This window comes from Fictibacillus fluitans, from assembly GCF_030418125.1.
Taxonomy (GTDB): domain Bacteria; phylum Bacillota; class Bacilli; order Bacillales; family Fictibacillaceae; genus Fictibacillus_C; species Fictibacillus_C fluitans.
On the sequence record NZ_JAUHTR010000002.1, the window covers coordinates 382,720 to 402,431 of the forward strand.

Annotated in this window: 15 protein-coding genes; 11 read left to right on the top strand and 4 right to left on the bottom strand. The window is 47.4% G+C overall.

Going from position 1 to position 19,712, the window contains the following annotated elements; all coding sequences use genetic code 11:
* Positions 1–139: 139 nt before the first annotated feature.
* The 11 genes from QYB97_RS06970 to QYB97_RS07020 all read left to right on the top strand — a co-directional run bounded on the left by QYB97_RS06970 (position 140) and on the right by QYB97_RS07020 (position 16,808).
* Positions 140–1,342, top strand: a complete 1,203-nt coding sequence (locus QYB97_RS06970) for a CaiB/BaiF CoA transferase family protein (protein ID WP_301165254.1) — start codon at positions 140–142, stop codon at positions 1,340–1,342.
* A gap of 56 nt (positions 1,343–1,398) precedes the next feature.
* Positions 1,399–1,659: a hypothetical protein gene (locus QYB97_RS06975; RefSeq protein ID WP_301165255.1), complete on the top strand. Its 261-nt coding sequence runs from the start codon at positions 1,399–1,401 to the stop codon at positions 1,657–1,659.
* A complete protein-coding gene (locus tag QYB97_RS06980) occupies positions 1,656–3,161 on the top strand; it encodes a sodium:solute symporter family protein (protein WP_301165256.1) in 1,506 nt (501 codons plus the stop codon). The genes QYB97_RS06975 and QYB97_RS06980 overlap by 4 nt, the downstream gene beginning before the upstream one ends.
* A gap of 350 nt (positions 3,162–3,511) precedes the next feature.
* Positions 3,512–4,810, top strand: a complete 1,299-nt coding sequence (locus QYB97_RS06985) for an extracellular solute-binding protein (RefSeq protein WP_301165257.1) — start codon at positions 3,512–3,514, stop codon at positions 4,808–4,810.
* Between the two features lie 61 nt (positions 4,811–4,871).
* A complete protein-coding gene (locus QYB97_RS06990; RefSeq protein ID WP_301165258.1) occupies positions 4,872–5,747 on the top strand; it encodes a carbohydrate ABC transporter permease in 876 nt (291 codons plus the stop codon).
* A 1-nt stretch (position 5,748) separates the two neighbouring features.
* Entirely contained in the window at positions 5,749–6,633 is an 885-nt protein-coding gene (locus QYB97_RS06995) for a carbohydrate ABC transporter permease (protein WP_301165259.1), read from the top strand.
* Positions 6,634–6,669: 36 nt separating this feature from the next.
* Complete coding sequence (locus QYB97_RS07000) at positions 6,670–8,433, top strand: cache domain-containing sensor histidine kinase (RefSeq protein WP_301165260.1); 1,764 nt, start codon at positions 6,670–6,672, stop codon at positions 8,431–8,433.
* Positions 8,430–9,977 (top strand): response regulator transcription factor, encoded by a 1,548-nt coding sequence (locus tag QYB97_RS07005; RefSeq protein ID WP_301165261.1) that lies wholly within the window; start codon positions 8,430–8,432, stop codon positions 9,975–9,977. Before QYB97_RS07000 ends, QYB97_RS07005 begins: the two co-directional genes overlap by 4 nt.
* A complete protein-coding gene (locus QYB97_RS07010) occupies positions 9,977–12,529 on the top strand; it encodes a beta-mannosidase (protein WP_301165262.1) in 2,553 nt (850 codons plus the stop codon). The genes QYB97_RS07005 and QYB97_RS07010 overlap by 1 nt, the downstream gene beginning before the upstream one ends.
* Before the next feature lie 19 nt (positions 12,530–12,548).
* Positions 12,549–15,107 carry a beta-mannosidase gene (locus tag QYB97_RS07015; RefSeq protein ID WP_301165263.1) on the top strand — a complete coding sequence of 853 codons (2,559 nt, stop codon included), beginning with the start codon at positions 12,549–12,551 and terminating at the stop codon, positions 15,105–15,107.
* Between the two features lie 108 nt (positions 15,108–15,215).
* Entirely contained in the window at positions 15,216–16,808 is a 1,593-nt protein-coding gene (locus QYB97_RS07020) for a long-chain-fatty-acid--CoA ligase (protein ID WP_301165264.1), read from the top strand.
* Positions 16,809–17,049: 241 nt separating this feature from the next.
* On the opposite strand, the gene QYB97_RS07025 is transcribed toward QYB97_RS07020, so the two are convergent.
* The 4 genes from QYB97_RS07025 to QYB97_RS07040 all read right to left on the bottom strand — a co-directional run bounded on the left by QYB97_RS07025 (position 17,050) and on the right by QYB97_RS07040 (position 19,614).
* Entirely contained in the window at positions 17,050–18,156 is a 1,107-nt protein-coding gene (locus QYB97_RS07025) for a response regulator aspartate phosphatase (protein ID WP_301165265.1), read from the bottom strand.
* A gap of 213 nt (positions 18,157–18,369) precedes the next feature.
* Positions 18,370–18,501 carry a hypothetical protein gene (locus QYB97_RS07030; protein WP_301165266.1) on the bottom strand — a complete coding sequence of 44 codons (132 nt, stop codon included), beginning with the start codon at positions 18,499–18,501 and terminating at the stop codon, positions 18,370–18,372.
* Between the two features lie 232 nt (positions 18,502–18,733).
* Positions 18,734–19,027 (bottom strand): hypothetical protein, encoded by a 294-nt coding sequence (locus tag QYB97_RS07035; protein WP_301165267.1) that lies wholly within the window; start codon positions 19,025–19,027, stop codon positions 18,734–18,736.
* Positions 19,028–19,095: 68 nt separating this feature from the next.
* A complete protein-coding gene (locus QYB97_RS07040; protein WP_301165268.1) occupies positions 19,096–19,614 on the bottom strand; it encodes a hypothetical protein in 519 nt (172 codons plus the stop codon).
* Between the last annotated feature and the right edge of the window lie 98 nt (positions 19,615–19,712).

A 19,712-nucleotide genomic window follows, 5' to 3' on the forward strand; every position in this document is an offset into this window, starting at 1 on the left:
AAGAAAACGCTTAATTTTATTAAATTTCCCTATTTTTTAATAAGCTGTTGACTTCTTGTATACAATGACTTAAATTTGTATACATAATTCAGAAAATTGCGTAATAATTAGCTGGTCGGCTCAGATGAGGAGGAGTTACGTGGAAACTAATCAACTTCCGCTGCAGGATTTGCGGGTGCTTGAGCTTGGAACGCTGATCGCCGGTCCGTTTACAGGGCGGCTGCTCGGTGATTTTGGGGCGGAGCTTATCAAAGTGGAACCGCCGGGAAAAAGCGATCCCATGCGGAACTGGGGGAACTCGAAGGAAGGAACCGGCTTATGGTGGCCTGTTCAGTCCCGCAACAAAAAGTCGATAACACTCAACCTGCGGGAAGAAGAAGGTCAGAAAATTTTAAAGGAGCTTGTGAAAAAAACGGATATTATTATTGAAAATTTCCGACCGGGAACGATGGAGAAATGGAATCTGTCGTATGAGGAGCTGTCAGAGATTAACCCGAAGCTGATCATGGTCCGTACATCCGGTTATGGACAGACAGGCCCTTACCGGCATCGTGCCGGATTTGGAAGCGTCGGCGAGGCGATGGGCGGGCTTCGAAATGTGACGGGCTTTCCCGACAGGCCGCCATCGAGGATCGGGGTGTCCATTGGCGACACACTGGCTGCATTGTTCGCAACAATCGGCTGTCTGGTTGCGGTCCATGAAAGAGAAACGTCAGGCCGCGGACAGGTGGTTGACACGGCACTCTATGAATCTGTGTTTTCCGTAATGGAAAGCATGATTCCGGACTATTTGCTTGCCGGCTATATCCGGGAGCGGATGGGAAATATCCTTCCCGGTGTGGCACCATCCAACATTTATTTTACAAAAGATAAAACCTACATCGTGATTGGGGCGAACGCTGATGGTGTATTCAGGCGGCTGTGCGAAGCGATGGGACAGCCCGAGCTCGCCGATGACCCGAAGTATGCCACACATGGAGCCCGAGGAGAACATATGAAAGAGCTTGACCTGCTTATTGAGGAATGGACAAAAACACTCGATGCCAAAGAATCGCTTGCCATTCTTGATAAAAAGGGAGTGCCGTCGGGATTGATCTACACGGCAAAGGAAGTGCTGGAGGACCCTCAGTACAAGGAAAGGGAAATGATTGTGAACGTGGAGCATCCGATTCTCGGCGAGTTTCCGATGCCAGGTGTTGTTCCAAAGCTGAGCCGCACACCGGGCAAGGTCAAATATCCAGGGGCTGAGACGATGGGCAAGCATAACCGTGAGATCTATGGTGAGCTGCTCGGCTACAGTGAGGATAAGCTTACGGAATTGCAGGAAAGACAAGTGATTTAAGGATATGAATGAAAGCGGTTACCAGTTGTGAATGCGGGATGGAGGAGAAAAGGGACATGAAGAATGACGGGATTAAAGAACCGATTCAGAAGAAGTGGATATGGCTTTTGCTTTTACTGATTGTTTTGGCGATCGTTCCGTGGTATTTTCCTGAAAGTGCAGTAGAGCCTTTTGTTTTTGGATTTCCTTTATGGGCGTTTCTTTCCACTGTTTTTACGCTTGTTTTATCTGCCTATCTGAGCTGGCTGTGCCTTAAACAGTGGAACATTGTGGAGGATGAGGAAGAAGCGGAACGGGCAGAGGAGGCTCAGCGATGAAACTGACATTTGCGGGAATGGATGGCATCATTATATTGTCAGCTTTTGCGGTGATCATGCTTGTGATTGGCTACTTATCAGGACGTGGGGAAAAGAACCTGCATCACAGTCTTTCAGGGTATTACCTGGCAGGCAGAAACCTTGGATTTATCGCCTTGTTCTTTACTCTGTACGCCACACAATACAGTGGAAACACCATCGTGGGTTATGCGCCGAGCGCCTACAGAACCGGTTTTTCCTGGCTGCAGTCGATTTCATTTATGACGATCATTATCGGTGTTTATCTTTTGTTTGCGCCAAGGCTTTATGTGGTTGCCAAACGGAAAAAGTTCATTACACCGACCGACTGGCTCGAGTTTCGTTTTAAATCCAAAGCGGTTACGCTTCTCAGTATCTTTTTGATGCTCTGGGGATTGGGGAACTATCTGCTCGAGCAGCTGGTGGCGATTGGACAGGCAGTCGCCGGCATGACGGGCGGAACCATTCCCTATCAAATTGCGGTTATTGCCTTTGTGCTGGTCATGCTCGCCTACGAATGGATGGGCGGTATGAAAGCAGTAGCCTTCACCGATGTTATGCAGGGTATTATTTTGATGGTGGGTATCTTTGTTTTTCTGATTGGTGCCTTGTATTTAGTTGGGGGCAACTTCAGTGAGGTGACCAACTATATACAGCAAAGTGAGCCTGCCAAAGTAGCTGTTCCCCCAGCGGAAACGTCCATCAACTGGCTGAGCATGCTTGTTCTCGTTGGTTTGGGTGCCAGTATCTATCCTCATGCTGTGCAGCGGATCTATTCAGCACAAAGTGAGCGCACCTTGAAGAAATCGTTCGCCCGCATGGCGTGGATGCCGCCGATCACGACCGGTTTGGTATTTGTCATCGGAATTGTGGGGCTGATGCTGTTTCCTAACCTGGATACAGGAGGATCAGAGCAGCTTGTTGGTCTCATGGCGAACAAGATCGCCGCCATTCATCCCATCTATTACTGGATGATGATCATCTTTTTTGGGGGGATTGTGGCAGCGATTCTGTCCACCGCTGACTCTGTGCTGCTAAGCTTTTCATCCATGCTGTCCAATGATGTGTATGGCAAGTTCATTAACCCAAATGCCTCTGAGCATAAAAAAGTTATGGTAGGAAAGGTGGGAGGCATTGTTGCCATCTTTGGCCTGCTCATCATCGCATGGAACCCGCCAGGAACGCTTTATCAGATTTTTGTACTAAAGTTTGAGCTTCTTGTACAAGTTTTCCCGGCCTTTGTTCTCGGGTTGTACTGGAAGAAAATGAGCGCCAAACCTGTGTTTTTGGGGATGCTGATCGGTGCTGCTTTATCGGGGTACCTGACGCTGACAGGGCACAAAACGGTATACGGCATACATGGAGGTGTCATCGGACTGATGGCGAACTTCGCGGTCTGTGTACTCGGAACTATTTTTGCAAAAGCGACGGCAAAGAGCGCCTTGAAGGAAGAAGATGTTTCTGTTTTGGAATTGAAAGCATAGTCTAATATAATATCAATGGAACCATCCAGCAATGCTGGGTGGTTTTTTTCTATGAAAATGATGGGTGTGGTGAGTAATCGGCGCAAAATGGTGAGTAAAGCTCCTGTTTCCGTGAGTAACCGAAGTCATATGGTGAGTAATCAGACTAAAGCGGTGAGTAGCTTATGTCGAACCGCGAGTAAACGCACATACTTAAAAGATGAACTGGTGAGTTAATTTGAAAAATCAGAAATAACAGAAAATAGGTGAAAATTTAGGATGCTATCTTAATTTTTTCGGATTATCAGCCATTATGAAACCGTTTACAATTAAACTATCGTTTAAAACAATGGATTGAGGGGGCGTAGAAGATGAGTAAACGGTTGAGAGCAAGAGCGCTTTTGGTAGTATCGGCATTGATGCTGGTCCTGATGTCAGCCTGTTCGAGCAATGGCGAAAAGGCTTCGGGCAACGGAAGCGGAGATAAGGTTGAACTGACGTTTTGGAACATATGGACTGATCCTTCCCCGCAAAATAAGGCGAGCTTAAAGGCGGTTAAGAAGTTTGAGAAGGAACATCCAAACATTGTGATCAAGCAGCAAAACATTCCTCATGACCAGTTTAAGGTCAAAGTAAAAACGCAAGCCGCAGGACAGCAGCTGCCGGACCTTGTGCAGGTATGGCCGGGTGCCGAGCTCACGCCGCTTGTAAACGGCAAGCTCATTCAGCCGCTCAACGGTATATTGAGCCATTGGGACGGCTTGATTAAGAAAAACCAGCTGTCCGATTACAATGTGGACGGAAAGCAATATGCACTGCCGGCGAATGTAACGCCGACAAGCCTTGTTTACTATAACAAAAAGATGCTGGCCAAAGCTGGATATAAGAACTTTCCAAAAACCTATGAAGATTTCAAAACGCTCGTTAAAAAACTGAAAAAGCAAGATGTGATTCCAATTACGCTTGGCAATAAAGCGCAATGGGTGCTGCAGTCTTCCTACATGTCCATGATTGGTGACCGCATGACAGGAAGCAATTTCCTTCCGGATGTATTGGAGGGCAAAAAGAAGTTTACGGATCCGCAGTTTGTGAAAGCAGTCGGTGTCATTAAGGAACTTGCGGATATGAAGGCCTTTAACGACGACTTTAATTCCATTGACAATATCCAGCACAGAGACCTATTCGTTATGGGTGATGCGGCGATGATGATTGATGGTGCCTGGTCACTGGGCCCTGTTCTTGAGGCAATGGAAGATGACAGCAGCATGGGAATTGCCCTTTTCCCTTCCATTGATGGAGGTAAAGGCAACCCTGAAGCCGTTTCTGCGGTTACCGGGACAGGCATTGCCCTGAACAGCAAGCTGAAGGGGGAGAAGCTGAAAGCCGCACAGGAATTCCTGAAAAGCTTTTACAGTAAAGAATATTATACCGATTTAATGAAAGCAGATATTCTGGTTCCTGCTGATATTGATCCGCCTAAAGGAGTAAGCCAGGCCTTGAAACAGGTATCTAAACTGACGGGTGACCATATCGCGCCGGTTTATGATGCGACTCTTCCGGTGGATGTTACGGATGCGATCAATTCAGGATTGCAAGAGGTCACGCTTGGCCAGATGACGCCTGAACAGCTTGCCAAAAAACTGCAGGCTGCAGTGGATAAAGAAAAGTAAAAGGAATCAGTTGGAAATCAAGTAAACTTGCTTGATTTCCTCCTTTTTAAGGAGGGATACCATGCATCTGTTAAACCGCTACAAGTGGCCGGCCCTTATCGGCATTGCGCCGGCGCTGATCATCTATCTGTTATTTGCCATCGTTCCGATCATTCTTTCATTCTATTATTCGGTTATGGATTGGGACGGTTTTACGGAAATGAAGTTTGTCGGACTGGCAAACTTTAAGGAAGCATTGCATGACCCGGTGTTCTGGGGAGCATTGAAAAACAACCTTCTGGTCGTGGCAGCGTCCGTTTTTGGACAGGTTCCGCTCGCCCTGTTTTTTGCCTTGCTGATCAACCGCAAGCTGAAATTTGGCAAGGTGTTCAGAACGCTGGGCTTCATGCCGGTTGTCATCTCGACCGTCATTATCTCTCTTGTCTGGGGGATGATGTATAACTCGAGAAGGGGGCTCTTCAACCAGTTGCTTGAAGGAATCGGTCTTGGCGACTGGGCACAGAACTGGCTTGGAGATCCGAAATGGGCCATGTTTTCTGTATGTGTGACGATCATCTGGCAGTTTATCGGGCTGTATTTGATCATCTTTCTGGCGGCGCTCCAGAATATACCGGAAGAAATCTATGAAGCTGCGAAAATTGACGGAGCGTCCGGCCTTAAACGGACATTGTACATTACACTGCCCATGATGAGAAATACCATTATGGTGGCCGTGATTCTATGCATCAGCGGGAGCCTGCGGACGTTTGACCTCATTTATGTCATGACAACGGGAGGGCCGGGCCATACGACGGAAGTGCTCGCCATGTACATGTTTGACCAGACGTTCTCTTCCACAAGATACGGCTATGGAAGCACTCTTTCGCTCTTTATCTTTTTCTTCAGTCTCGCGCTCGTCTACTTGTCTACTCTTATTCTGAGAAAAAGGGGGGATTAAAATGGCTCATGTGATGGTTGGTAAACAAAAAAATATTGAACTTCAAAAAGAATCAGGCAAGGGCAGGCGTTTTTCGAAAAAGGCGCTGATTTATCTTTTGCTTGTGGTCTATGGGCTGGTGAACGCCTATCCGATGATCTGGATGTTTCTGAATTCGTTTAAAAGCAATATCGATTTTGCAAAGAATCCGTTCGGGTTTCCGGTGCAATGGATGTTTGATAATTATAAGACCGCCTGGGAGACAGCAAAGCTCGGCACTTATTTTTTTAACAGTGTCATTGTTTCCGTGGCCGCAGTGGCGGTAACGATTTTTGCCGGAGCCATCGCCTCCTACTTTCTGGCGCGGTTCGCTTTTAAATGGGGAAAGATGGTGTACGCCTTCTTTGTGTTTGGCATGCTGATTCCTATTCATGCGACGCTCGTTCCGATGTTTCTGCTGATGAAGTCTTTGGGTCTCTTAAACACGCACATTGGGCTTGTTTTACCGTACATTGCCTTTAACCTGCCCATCACGATCTTTATCCTGGTCAGCTTCATGAAGTCCTTTCCACGGGATATCGAAGAATCGGCGATCATGGACGGGTGCGGTGTGTTCCGGATCTTCTTTTCGATTATTCTTCCCATGACCCGGCCGGCATTGGCCACGGTTATTATCCTGAACTTCATCAACAACTGGAACGAGTTTTCGTTCGCGCTTGTGCTGATCAATGATGACTCGCTGAAAACACTCCCGCTCGGGCTGGCCAATTTTGCCGGGCAATTTACCACCAATTATGGCGCCCAGATGGCAGGGCTGACAATGGCTGTGATTCCGGTCATTATCATTTATTTGCTGCTTGAGGACCATCTCGTGAAGGGGATGACAGCCGGTGCGGTAAAAGGCTAAGCTAGTGTTATACGAAGCATAACAGGAGTAGATGCAATGAAACGGCTTTTCTATTTTCCCGACTGGCAGCTGAAATGGAAGTTCTTATTCATTTTCATGGCACTGGTGATGATCCCGATGATCGCCTTCAGCTTATTCATTTATTCGCAGGCGGACCAGGCCATCCAGCTGCAGGCGATCGACAATACGAAAAGCCATCTGGAAAAGGTGGAGGACAATATGTCAGCTGCCATTCTCAGCATTGAAGATATTTCATCCTACATGATATACAGCAATGACTTCCGTACATTTTTGACGACGCCGGGTACACCACAGAACCAGACCCGGCTGAAGCATCTGGAAGAAAGGATCAACGGCTATGCGGTTTTTCATTTGAATTCGAAACCGTACCTCGATTCCATTACGCTTACCGGCCTTCATGACAACCGGATTCAGATCGGCACCCCGCCCCAGAAGAATGAGGAAGGAGTCTGGGAAAGGAAAGCGAAGGCCCTTCACGGCAACGTGTTATGGAGCGAAGCCTATACGATCGAGGACAATTGGGGCCGCAGGAAAAAGGTGGTCAGCTTGTTCAGGGTGATCAATGACATCAACAATATCACCCGGTCAATCGGGCTGGTGACCATCCGGCTCGATGCCGCCAAGCTGTATCAGCTCATTGAAACGGACTCGAAAAGCCTGCAGCAAACCTTTGTGCTGGACCACAACCGCAAAGTCGTCCTTCACCCCGATCCATCGTTGATTGGAAGAACGTATCCCGACAAGCATTTTATGAACAAGGCGCAGCTCCGGAAAGACCATGGAGGATCTTTTATTTATGAAAAGGGATCAGAGAAATATCATGTGGTGACCCAGCCGCTCGAAGGAACAGATTTGGTTCTTGTGGCCATTGTCGACAAAACGAATGTAGCAGAAGGACTGAAAAAGATTGTGGATTCGATCATCATGATGATGGTTGTCCTCACCTTGTTCGGAATTTTGGCCATGGCCGGTTTTTACCACTTTAACATTAAGCGGATCGTCCGTTTGACGGAGCAGACCCGGCAAGTGGAAAAAGGCGATTTTTCTGCAAATGTCCTGGTCCAGTCCCATGACGAAATCGGACTTCTCGGCTTAAGGTTTAATAAAATGGTGGAGCGGATTCAGCACTTGATCGAAAAGGAATACAAGATGGAAATCCGCAGCAGGGAAGCAGATTTAAAGCTGCTGCAAAGCCAGATCAATCCTCATTTTCTGTACAACACACTCGATATGATCCGATGGACTGCCCGTCTTGAAAAAGCGATGGACACGAGCATGCTGATCGAACAGCTTTCCAAAATGTTCCGGATCAGCCTGAACCGGGGAAAACCCTGGATTTCACTTAAGGACGAACTGACCTACAGCCAGAGCTACCTGGCGCTGCAAAAAAGAAGGCTCGGCAAAAAGCTGGAATATACGGTGTACTGCGATGCCGGGGTGATGGAAGTCCGGGTACTTAAACAGCTGATCCAGCCGCTAATTGAAAACAGCCTGCAGCACGGTTTTGAAAATATGCGGAAAATCAGGAAAATCTATATCCGCTGTTTTCAGGAAGAAAACAGGCTGGTTATTGATGTCATGGATAACGGCAGGGGATTTTCTCCCAAAGAGGCGGCATCTGCCATGAAAGGGGGCTTTGCCCTTCAAAACATCCAGGACCGGTTAACAAGCGCATATGGAGATAAGGGGAAACTGGAAATCAGGAAGAAGGAGTCAGGGGCATGGGTCAGGCTTGTCTTTCCTTTTAATGCTGATAAAAGCGAAGGTGATGGACGATGACGGTGAGAGTGTTGATTGTGGATGATGAACCGGTGATTGTGCAGGGGTTGAAGGAAACTGTGCCATGGGACCAAATCAACGCGGAAGTTGTTGGAGAAGCCTATGACGGTGAAGAAGCGATCGAGATTTTGCGGGAAACCGAAGTGGATATTATTTTATCCGATGTGAAAATGCCGGTCATGGATGGATTGAAGCTGAGAGAATGGGTATATAAGAACGCTCCTGGCATTGAGACCGTCATGGTCAGTGGCTATGAAGAGTTTGAATACGCACAGCGGGCAATGAGGCTGGGTGTGAAAGATTATTTGCTGAAACCGGTGGATATTGAAGAATTAATGGTTCTTGTACAAAGAATTTCAAATGAAAGGCGGAACAATCGCGAAAAAGAGTGCCGGCAGCAGTTGCAGCAGCTGCTGACGGATACGGTCCTCGATCATGAGCTGGATGGGAAACACACTGCTAATGTGTGCCTTGAGGGAAAGCACTTGTTTTTACTGGGAAGCGAAATTCAGCTGTACAGTGAACAAACCGGGGACCTCAATCCAGAGCAGGAGCAGGCATTAAAACAGCGGTGGAAAACATCGCTTGAAACAGAGCTGAACAAGCTGGGTATGATCTGTGCGTCCTTTTTCAGTGACCAAAACCGGCTGATTACCCTTTGTCTGGCAGAAGACGGCCAAAAGGAAAAAGAGGATTTCCTTCCTGTTAGAGAGGGATTGGAAAAGAAGGCAGGAATCAGCTGCTCGTTGTGCATGACTCCTTTTTTTCAAAGCAGTAAGGACATGAAAAGCCGTTTTCATGAATTACTGCATGGACTGGCAGGGTATCCGTTTCAGCCAGATCCTGTTTATTGGACGTCGGAGGTGGAGGATTCATCCTGTTCTCTTACATGGGAGGAAGAAATCAGGCAGGTGTTTTTGCTCGAAGCAGAGCATGCAGCAGAAGGAGCAGAAACGCTTTTTCAGAAATTCTCTGACTGCCGATGTCCAGCCAGCGTAATTTGTTCGGCGGTTTCGGCTGTTGAACGCAGCCTTTTGGAAGGGCTTCCACCAACGGTTCCTTTCCAGTTTTTAAAGGAAGTAAATTCGACGGTGTACAACTCGTATGATCAGCTGAGGAAATTGTTTTTAAAGGATTTGTCCGCTTATGGCTTGCTTCAGCAGGCGGCTGCCGGAGAAGGATCACGCTGGCTGATCAAGAAAGCCGTTTCTTATATTCAAAAGCATTATGCCGAGGACCTGAAGGCAGGTGAACTGGCGGGCATCATCCATGTTTCGCCGAACCACTTCAGCCAGCTGATCAAGCAGGAAACAGGAAAGCATTTTAATGATTTCTTGCATGAGGTCAGGCTGGAACAGGCAAAGAAATTATTGAAGGAAACCTCCTGCCGCGTTTTTGAAATTGCTGAAAGGGTGGGGTACCGCGAATACAAATACTTTGTGCATATTTTCAAGAAAAGCACCAAATTGACGCCAACCCAATACCGGAATCTCATTCATGCCGGGCAGGAAAGACAACAATACGAGCAAAGGGAGAGAATGTGATGAAGCTAACAGGTGAATGGAAACTGAAATGGTTTGAGCCGGGAAGTGTGCCTTCCCTGGAAGTAGCAGCTCCATCCTATATCGATCATTTTTGGATGGAGGCGTCTGTACCGGGAGATGTCCACTCGGAACTTCTGGAGAAGAAGTTGATTGAAGATCCGTTCGTGGGGCATAACGATCTGGCCTGCGGCTGGATGGAAGAAAAAGAATGGTGGTACCGCACCACGTTTCTGTGGGAGGATGAATGCCTTGAAGAGGACTATCTGCATCTGATTTTTGAGGGCCTCGACACCTATGCGACCATTTATCTTAACGGCAAAGAAATAGGAAGCACGGAGAACATGCTGGTGGAGCATACCTTTGAGATCACCCGTCAGGTGCAAAGAGGTAAGAATGTGATTGCCGTTAAATTCGATCCCATTTCTCTACATATGAAAAACAAGGAACAGGATTATTGGTGCAGCTATGGAAAGGAACGTATCTGGACACGTAAAGCTGCGATGAACTTTGGCTGGGACTGGGGTCCCCGCCTGGTGACAGCGGGAATCTGGAAAGACGTTTCCTTGAAAAAATACAAAAAAGCCCACCTTGAAGGAATACACGCAAAAACGGTGAAAATAGAAGAAGATCAAGCAGTGATTGAAGTGGAAGCCAGCTTTAAACAGTTGTTTAAAAACAAAGAAACGCTGTCCCTATCCGTTGAACTCCGCTCCGGAACGGAAGTTATCACCTCCGATGCCGATGTGCTCCGCGCTTACGGTAGAACCACGATAGAAGTGCCCAGGCCCAAGCTCTGGTGGACGCATGACCTCGGGGAGCCCCATCTGTATCAATTAAAAGTGGAACTGAAAGGTGAAGACGGCTTGGTGCTGGATGTTCACGAACAGAGCTTTGGCATCCGCCAGATCCAGGTGGAACAAACTCATGAAAACGGGGAGAATCTGTTTGCCTTCAACCTGAACGGTGTCCGGCTTTTTGTGAAGGGCGCGAACTGGATTCCGGTTCACAGCTTTATCGGCAGCGCAGAGAACAGCAGGTACACAAAATTGCTTGAGCTTGCTCAGGACGCTCATATGAATATGATGCGCGTCTGGGGCGGGGGCATCTATGAGAAGGATATCTTTTACAGAGAATGTGACCGGCTGGGACTGCTCGTCTGGCAGGACTTTATGTTTGCCAACGCCCTTTATCCCGATTACAACCGGAACTTTATGCTCAATGTAAAGGACGAGATCACGAAGGTCATAAAAAGGCTCCGAAATTATTCGTGCCTGGCAATCTGGTGCGGCAATAATGAGATCGACTGGATTTATGACCGCAAGCATTCCGATGGCGAGATCACCACGCCATTTTACGGTGAGTCTATTTATCATGAAGTGATTCCGGAGCTGCTCGCAGAGCTTGATCCTGACCGGCTCTATTGGCCAAGCTCTCCTTTTGGCAGTTCGGGAGACAGCGATGACGATGATGAAACCGTGGGGGACCGCCATAACTGGGTGGTCTGGCATGGAAATGTCGAGCCAAGAAAAAAGGGCGAGCCGGTCATTCAGGACATCTCGCTTGAAGGCGTTTCGTTCAAGCAGTACAAAAAGGATTTCACCCTCTTTTCCAGTGAGTTTGGCATGCATGCTTCCTCCAACGCCTACACCCTGTCCAACTACATTCCAGAAGGCGAATTTTATTGGAAAAGTGCCGAGATGTCCTACCGCAACAAAGATCACTTTCACGAAAAAGGGATCCTTCTTATGGAAGGGTTTACCGGTGTGCCGGGTACCATTGAAGAGTATATGAACTATTCGATGCTGACCCAGGCAGAGGGCCTGAAGTACGGAATTGAGCATTACCGGCGCCGCAAGCCGTATACAAGCGGGGCGCTGATCTGGCAGCTTAATGATTGCTGGCCGGGCACCAGCTGGTCCATGGTCGATTATGAATTGCTGCCAAAAGCGTCTTACTACTATGCCAAACGGTTCTTTGCCCCTGTACTTGTGACAGTGAACCATGATCCGGGAAGTGACCTTGAACTCACGGTGATCAATGATTCTCTGCAGCCCGTGAACGACTCGGTGACAATGGAAGTGCTTGATTTTAACGGGAAAACCGTATTTTCAAAGGATCTGGACTTTGAAGCGGCCGGAAACAGTGTTTTATCTCTAGCCCAATTTACCGAGAGAGAAATTCTCAAGGGGGAAAAGCCTGAGAATGTAATTGTTTGCCTTTCTTCCATAAATGGGACGTTTCCGGAAAACCGGTATTATTTGCGCGATTTCAAGGATATAACCTATCCGGAGACACATCTAGAAATGGCACAAAGCAAAGAAGAAAATGCAATTACAGTCAGAGCGGACAAGCTCGCACGGTTTGTAAAGATTGATATTCCCCAGGAAGAGGTGGTTTGCTCGGACAACTTTTTTGACCTCCTGCCCGGAGAGGAAAAAACGGTTCATATCCAGTCTTTAAATAATTCGGAGGTGCGACTGGAATCTTTTAAGATTTCCGCCATTAATGCGGCCTCAGTAAAGCAAGCAGAAACACAAGCCATACCACGTTGAGTGAAGAGGAGAGAATGTGATGACACAGGAAATATCCTTCAATGAAACCCGTACTAAAAGCACACTGCAGCTGACCGATTGGGAATTCAAGGCGTGTGACGAACAGAACTGGCTTCCCGCAGCCGTTCCAGGATGTGTGCACACTGATCTTTTAAAAAACGGACTGATTCCGGATCCGTTCTACGGCAAAAATGAGCTCAAGCTGCAATGGATTGATAAGAAAGACTGGGAGTATGTGACCACCTTTGATGTTCCGCATGCGATGCTTTCCCTTGACCGGCTACAGCTTGCGTTTCACGGGCTGGACACGTATGGCGAAGTTTATCTGAATGATACAGAAATTCTGCAGACGGACAACATGTTCAGGGTGTGGAAAAAAGACGTGAAGCCTTATCTTCAGGAGCAAAACAATGTGCTTCGTGTCCGCTTCCGTTCACCCATTCAAGAGGATCTCATAAAACAGGAGAAGCTCGGCTATAACCTGCCTGCGGTCAATGATCATTCGGAAGACGGAGAAGTAGGCGACAAGAAATTAAGCGTGTTTGCAAGAAAGGCGCCGTATCACTATGGCTGGGATTGGGGTCCGCGTTTTGTGACGAGCGGAATCTGGAGAAATGTTGAACTGACAGGATGGTCAACGGCAGAGATCAGCGACCTTTTTATTCAGCAGAAAAAAATCACTTCCTCTTCCGCCGAGCTCACAGCCGTGGTTCAAATTCAAACGGAAAACGAGGCTCGGGGCACCCTGCATTTGGCAGCAGAGGGGGTCAGCCTCTCAAGAGATGTACAGCTCGCTGCGGGTTCCAACACGGTTGAAGTCGAACTGAAAATAACCAACCCGAAGCTCTGGTGGAGCAGGGGTCTCGGTGAACCGCATTTGTATGATTTTACCGCATCGTTTGCGCAGGAAGAAAAGGTGATCGCGGAAAAAACGGTGCGCACAGGGCTGCGTTCCATCAAGCTGGTTCGCGAAAAGGATGAGCAGGGCGCGTCCTTTTACTTTGAATTAAATGGTGTACCGGTTTTCGCCAAGGGAGCGAACCATATTCCGAACGACAGCTTTGCGTCGGAAGTGACGTATGAGCGGTACAAGCATGAAATTCTCAGCGCAGAAATGTCCAACATGAACATGCTCCGGGTGTGGGGCGGCGGCATTTATGAAAACGATGAGTTCTATGAGCTGTGCGATGAGCACGGAATCTTGATCTGGCAGGATTTTATGTTTGCCTGCAGCATGTATCCGGGAGATCAGGCGTTTATGGACAATGTAAATGCTGAAGCAGAGGATAATATCAGGCGCTTAAGAAACCATCCATGCATCGCCCTATGGTGCGGCAACAATGAAATGGATGCCGCCTGGGCCCAATTTGATGAGAAAGCGGGCTGGGGATGGAAGCAGCAGTATTCACAGGAGCAAAGAGAGGAAATCTGGAGTGCCTATGATACCCTTTTTCATGACCTGCTGCCGGAGGCCGTTCAGCGGCTCGCGCCTGAAACCGCGTATTGGCCGTCATCACCGATGGCCGACTGGTCCAATGACGGGCAGCAGCATTCCCACTATTCGTCTGGCAGCGGCGACATTCACTACTGGGATGTGTGGCACGGCTCCAAGCCTTTTGAGGAATACAACAGCCATGTCGGTCGCTTTATGAGTGAATATGGATTTCAATCGTTTCCGGAATATAAAAGTGTCAAACAGTACGCGGAAGATGACGACATGGCCCTTGAATCCGAGGTAATGCTCCATCACCAAAAAAACGGGCGCGGCAATGCCCTCATTAAAGAATACATGGAAAAATACTTGCCGGAAGCAAAGGACTTCCCGTCGTTCCTGTACATGAGCCACGTGCTTCAGGCGGAAGGCATCAAGTCTGCGATTGAAGCGCACCGCAGAAAAAAGCCGTATTGCATGGGAACCCTGTACTGGCAAATGAATGACTGTTGGCCGGTGGCCTCATGGGCCAGCATGGATTACTACGGAAGGTGGAAGGCGCTGCATTATTATGCGAAGAAAAGCTTTCAGGGTGTGATGGTGTCCATCGATGGCACGAACAGCGGAAAGATAGAGGTTCATGTGGTTTCGGACGGACTGGAGCCGGTGGAGGGAACCCTTATTTCAAGGCTGATGGATTTTCAGGGAAAGGTCATCAGGGAACTCAAGGACACGGTAAAACTCGAAGGGAATACAGGCGTCGTTGTTTTGACCCTGTCAACCGATGAGCTGCTGAAAGGACATGACCTGGCAGGCACGGTCTTTCAGACAGAGCTTGTTGCAGGTGAAAGAATCATAGATTGCAAAGAGCATTATTTTGTGTCCGGAAAGGACCTGAAGCTGCAAGAGCCGGTTTTGACTATTACTAAAGTCAGCGAGAGTGAATGCATGGTCGAATCGAGTACGCTAGCCAAGCAGGTTTGGCTGTCATCGGAAACCGAGGGTGTTTTTTCGGATAACTATTTTGATCTGATTCCTGGAAGACCGAGACGGATTCAGTTCTTTGAGCGGAAGGATGGAGCGCTTGTCTCCGGGTCGCCGGGGAATCTGGCTGCCAAATCCATGCATGATTTTATGAAAAGATAACAAACTGGCCCGAAGGCGTTGCAGTAATGGCTTTCGGGTCAGTTTTTGTTGTTTCTGTGATATAATGAATAAAAATTTTGAAAATTAAGAACGCGGAGGGATACTTTCTTGAATGTACCTATGCTGTTGCCTCAATTCTTGGATCGTGCGGTCAAGCTTTATGGAAAGAAAGCAGCGATTGTAGGGGAAAAACGAACGTATACATACAGGGAGATCAACGACCGGGTCAACCAGCTGTCACACGGGCTGCAAGAGGCCGGGATTAACAAGGGGGACCGTGTGGCCTATCTCGCGCCCAACACCTCCGAGATGTATGAAGGCTTCTATGGAGTGCTTCAGCTCGGTGCGGTTATGGTGCCGCTCAACACACGCCTGAAGCCTGAAGATTATTTGTATATCCTCAATCACAGCGGCACACGAGTCTTATTTGTGGACGATGAGCTGCTTCCACTGATCCAACCGGTTCTGGATGAGCTGACAACGGTAGAGGCGATTTTCGTTCATGGTCTGGATGAAGATCAGGATGCCTGCCGGTCTTATGAAAAGTGGCTCGGCGGTTTTGACACTGATCCTGTTGACCGTCCGGATATGGATGAGAATGACCTGGCCACACTTCTTTATACGAGTGGAACGACAGGCAAGCCGAAAGGAGTCATGCTGTCACACCGCAGCAATTTTATGCATGCGCTTACAATACAGCATCACCTGCGCGTGTCGGATACAGATGTGCTCCTGCATGTACTGCCCATGTTTCATGTGAACGGCTGGGGTTCGCCTTTTTATTACACAGCAAACGGCGCGACTCAGGTGTTTCTGAAAAAGGTAATGCCGGCTGAAATTTTCCAAAAGGTGAAAGAGAACAGAGTCACCGTCATGCACATGGCACCGACCGTTTTAAATGGATTGCTGCAGTATGCAGACGAGCAGGCTGAAGCCGCTAAAACCGAACAGCAGATGCGGATCGTGATTGCAGGCTCGGCGCCTCCCCCGGCGTTTGTTAAAGCGGTGGAAGAAAAGCTGAAGTGGGAGTTCATCCAGGTGTACGGCATGACGGAAGCCGCCCCGCTCATCACCACCTCCATCATCCGGGATACCCAGCAGCAGCTGGCACAGGATGAAAAGTACCGTCTCAAAGCCAAGGCCGGATATGAGTTTATCGGCAGCGAGGTAAAGGTGGTCAATGAAAACGGAGAAGAAGTAGCAGCGGACGGAAAAGAGATCGGTGAAATCATTGTCCGCAGCAACACGGTGATGGAAGGGTACTGGAATAACCCCGAAGAAACCCATAAAGCGATTCGCGACGGGTTTTATCATACAGGCGATATGGCATTCGTGGATGAGGAAGGAAACATAGAGATCGCCGACCGCAAGAAGGATATTATTATCTCCGGTGGTGAAAACATTTCGTCCATTGAAGTGGAAGCGGCCCTGTACGATCACCCGGCTGTGCTTGAGGCTGCGGTCATTGCCGTGCCGCACGACAAGTGGGGAGAAACTCCGCAGGCCATTGTCGTCCTAAGGGAAGGACACGAGGCGAGTGAAGACGAACTGATCACCTTTGCGCGAAGCAGAATGGCCCATTTCAAAGCTCCGACGATCATTAAGTTTGTTGACGAACTGCCAAAGACGGCATCCGGAAAGATCCAGAAGGTGCATCTCCGAAAAGAATACTGGGAGAACAAAGGAAAGCTGGTAAACTAGCTTTTCGGAAAGGACCGGGCTGCTCATTGGCCCGGTCTTTTTGTGAGCGATTTTATGAAAATGACGTGATATGCAACTGTTTCATGTCGAACCGCAACTAATCTGAGCATTACCGCAACTAAATCGTGTCGAACCGCAACTAAAGTTACCAGGACCGCAACTAAACCGGCTCACCCCGCAACTAAATGGACCCACCTCCCTCCAATAGCCCCCGGAAAACGTAAAAAAGCAGCTGACCGGGTCAGCTGCCTGCTTCCTTAAGCAGTTTTTGTTTGGCCGTATAGGCGATATGAAAGTATTTGCTCGCTTTTTTATCATTTGAGATATTGTAGAACTCCGAGGCAAGCTTTTCCGCATAATCCTGAACATAACCCCATAATTGCATGGATTGAAAATAGGTAAGGGCATCAGAAGCCGTTTTTTCAAGTTGATCGGCTGTGGCTGAGTGGTTGAAGTCGCTTAAAATTGAAAAATGATGAATATATTCTTCGTTTTGAGCATCGCGCGCAATTTTTAAGCCGAGTGTAATCCATTCATTGGCCAGTTCAAAATTTTTCAGCTTTACTTGTTCACGGGCAATCAGATAGGTAGTTTTGTAATCCGTGCTTTTTTCCTCAAATGCCTCGCTTAAGTGGGTGAGTGCTTTTTCAGAGTAATTTTGTTCTGCATACAGCAGGCCTAGATTGTAGCGGATTTTTAGTTCGAACGGCTCTTTTTTCAGTGTGCAGGAACGAAGAATGTCGAGCGCAGAGAGAAAATGATCTTCAGCTTCCCTGAACTGTTTTAATGAAGTCGAGGCGAGGCCGATCACATTTTCACTGCCGGCAAGCTTTACTTCATATCCGGGCTTGTCTTCAAAATACTCTTTCGCTTTGAGGGCATGCCGGACGGCAAGCAGCGGCTGGCGGATATGATAATAAAAGGTGGCGACTTTATAGTTGAACTCTGCTTTTTCAATGTCATCCGTAAACTGATTTAAACGCTTTTCAGCGAGCTGATAGTGAAGCTTGGCTTCGAGGTAATTTCCTGTTTCTGTTGCATAAATGGCTTTGAAGAAGTGAAAGTAGTAGGATAAAAAGTTGTCGGTTTCCCTTTTTTGTCCTTCATTCAGATGGTTCAGGGCATACCTGGCCTCCCATAAATCATCGATCAGCAGCTGGTACCTGAAGCATAATAAAGAGTAGTAGATAAAAAGAGTCTGGGTAGGATCGATCTCCATGTTTTCAATCTTTTCGTCGATCTCCAGCTTGAGTCTGCGGGATTCTACGAGGTTTTGCGAAAGAATTTCACGGTACCAGCTGTTTAACAGCTGAATCATCTGATCCGTACTCGTCAACTCTGCTTCCATAACATTCGCCCCACCTTTTTGCATAAATTTACATTTTAACACAATATTAGCATACTCGGTTTGTTAACGATTGAGTCAATTGTCGCAATTGATAAAAAATTTAACCATTCCTTTTCTCCTACTTTTAATGCCCAACCAAAAAAAGGGAAGGAGATTGCTCTCTTCCCTGGATGCTATGTGAATGTCTGGGTGTGCATATGAGTAACGTTCAGGTTACCCGGTCGTTGTAGAAAATGTCTTCCCGTGTTCGGCATTTGTAACGGCTGAGTGATCCGCGATATAGCCACCAATCAATAACGCGCCAGCTAATGCAATACCAACAAGAGCCCCTGTCATTTTCTTCATTTTGACACCCCTTAAAAATAGTTTTGGATTTCAGTATGTTAAAAGCAAGATGTCAGACCCCCCTGACCTCCCTCCTTCAACATCGTTTTACAATTTACAACAATAATAGCAAATATTAAAAGAAATGAGGTGGGTAATTGGTTTCAATTTTCAAAAAATTACTATCAGTCTAATTTACTAATTTTTCCTAACGTTAAAAAATCCCCTGCAGTTTCTGCAGGGGATCTGTCATTTAGTGCTGTTGCTTTTTGAGCTCTTCCAGCTCTTCCATGTCCAAATGAGTTTGCGGAAAGCCGTTAGCCTGCCATTCTGACCGATAGGTGGAATCAAGCTGCGTCAATCCTTTTTCCTCGGGATCTTTGTTGGCGTCCACGCTTTCCATTTTGTCGACCTTCAGGCTTCTTTTATGATCCACATCCGGCAGAATATCCGGTGAGGATTTTTTTAAACGGTAAGAGTTAATGGCAAGTGCGGCGCCTGTGGAAAGGGCTGATCCAATCAATATGTTTCTGGTTGAGCTTCTCATAATTTACCTCCATCAACTAATGTTAAAGTGTTCTATACCTTTTTATACCCGTTTTTTGAGTAAAAACATCATCTTTTATTTTCAGCGAGGTAATGCTCGACTTTATTCACGCCGCCGCCAAACAGGCGTTTTCCCGTTCCGGTATAGGTGTATCCGAATTCATCCTTTTGCTTGTAATGATTAACGGCCTTATCCAGGTCATGAAAGATTCTGTGCAAATACAGCAATGCCGTTTTGTCTTTCTTTGCGGACACCTGCTCAGCCAGATCCCTGGCATTTTGGAAATCCTTTTTTATCTTTTCATTTTTTACGGCAACAGAATTAATTTCATTGACCAGTTCAAGAGCATGGGTTTGCTGGAGGGGCCAGTTGATATTCTCATCCATATGATTGCAAAGCGTTTTATTGTAGTACTCATGGGTGGAAGCGATCAATGTGTTGTAGGGCAAGTTCCCTCCAGGTTCTGTGGCTTCGACCTCTTCAGTTACCGAAGAGGATGATAAGTAATACCATCCAAGCCCTGCCAGACTGACGAGAAGAGCGACAAGAACAACGAAAGATTTTCTATGACTTTTTATAACCGTCAAGTTCTCACTTCCTTTAATTTTTGGGGTTTCCCATTTTCTGGTGTAACCTTTACCGGCTTTCATCGACTAATCGGATGTAAGCCATTTAATCACGGTGA

What these genes read in the sequence shown, in the direction of transcription:
- QYB97_RS07015 (WP_301165263.1), top strand. Translation starts at nt 12,549, where the DNA reads ATGACACAGGAAATATCCTTCAATGAAACCCGTACTAAAAGCACACTG.
- QYB97_RS07005 (WP_301165261.1), top strand. Translation starts at nt 8,430, where the DNA reads ATGACGGTGAGAGTGTTGATTGTGGATGATGAACCGGTGATTGTGCAG.
- QYB97_RS07035 (WP_301165267.1), bottom strand. Translation starts at nt 19,027, where the DNA reads ATGAGAAGCTCAACCAGAAACATATTGATTGGATCAGCCCTTTCCACA.
- QYB97_RS07010 (WP_301165262.1), top strand. Translation starts at nt 9,977, where the DNA reads ATGAAGCTAACAGGTGAATGGAAACTGAAATGGTTTGAGCCGGGAAGT.
- QYB97_RS06990 (WP_301165258.1), top strand. Translation starts at nt 4,872, where the DNA reads ATGCATCTGTTAAACCGCTACAAGTGGCCGGCCCTTATCGGCATTGCG.
- QYB97_RS06985 (WP_301165257.1), top strand. Translation starts at nt 3,512, where the DNA reads ATGAGTAAACGGTTGAGAGCAAGAGCGCTTTTGGTAGTATCGGCATTG.
- QYB97_RS07030 (WP_301165266.1), bottom strand. Translation starts at nt 18,501, where the DNA reads ATGAAGAAAATGACAGGGGCTCTTGTTGGTATTGCATTAGCTGGCGCG.
- QYB97_RS06980 (WP_301165256.1), top strand. Translation starts at nt 1,656, where the DNA reads ATGAAACTGACATTTGCGGGAATGGATGGCATCATTATATTGTCAGCT.
- QYB97_RS06995 (WP_301165259.1), top strand. Translation starts at nt 5,749, where the DNA reads ATGGCTCATGTGATGGTTGGTAAACAAAAAAATATTGAACTTCAAAAA.
- QYB97_RS07000 (WP_301165260.1), top strand. Translation starts at nt 6,670, where the DNA reads ATGAAACGGCTTTTCTATTTTCCCGACTGGCAGCTGAAATGGAAGTTC.
- QYB97_RS07025 (WP_301165265.1), bottom strand. Translation starts at nt 18,156, where the DNA reads ATGGAAGCAGAGTTGACGAGTACGGATCAGATGATTCAGCTGTTAAAC.
- QYB97_RS06975 (WP_301165255.1), top strand. Translation starts at nt 1,399, where the DNA reads ATGAAGAATGACGGGATTAAAGAACCGATTCAGAAGAAGTGGATATGG.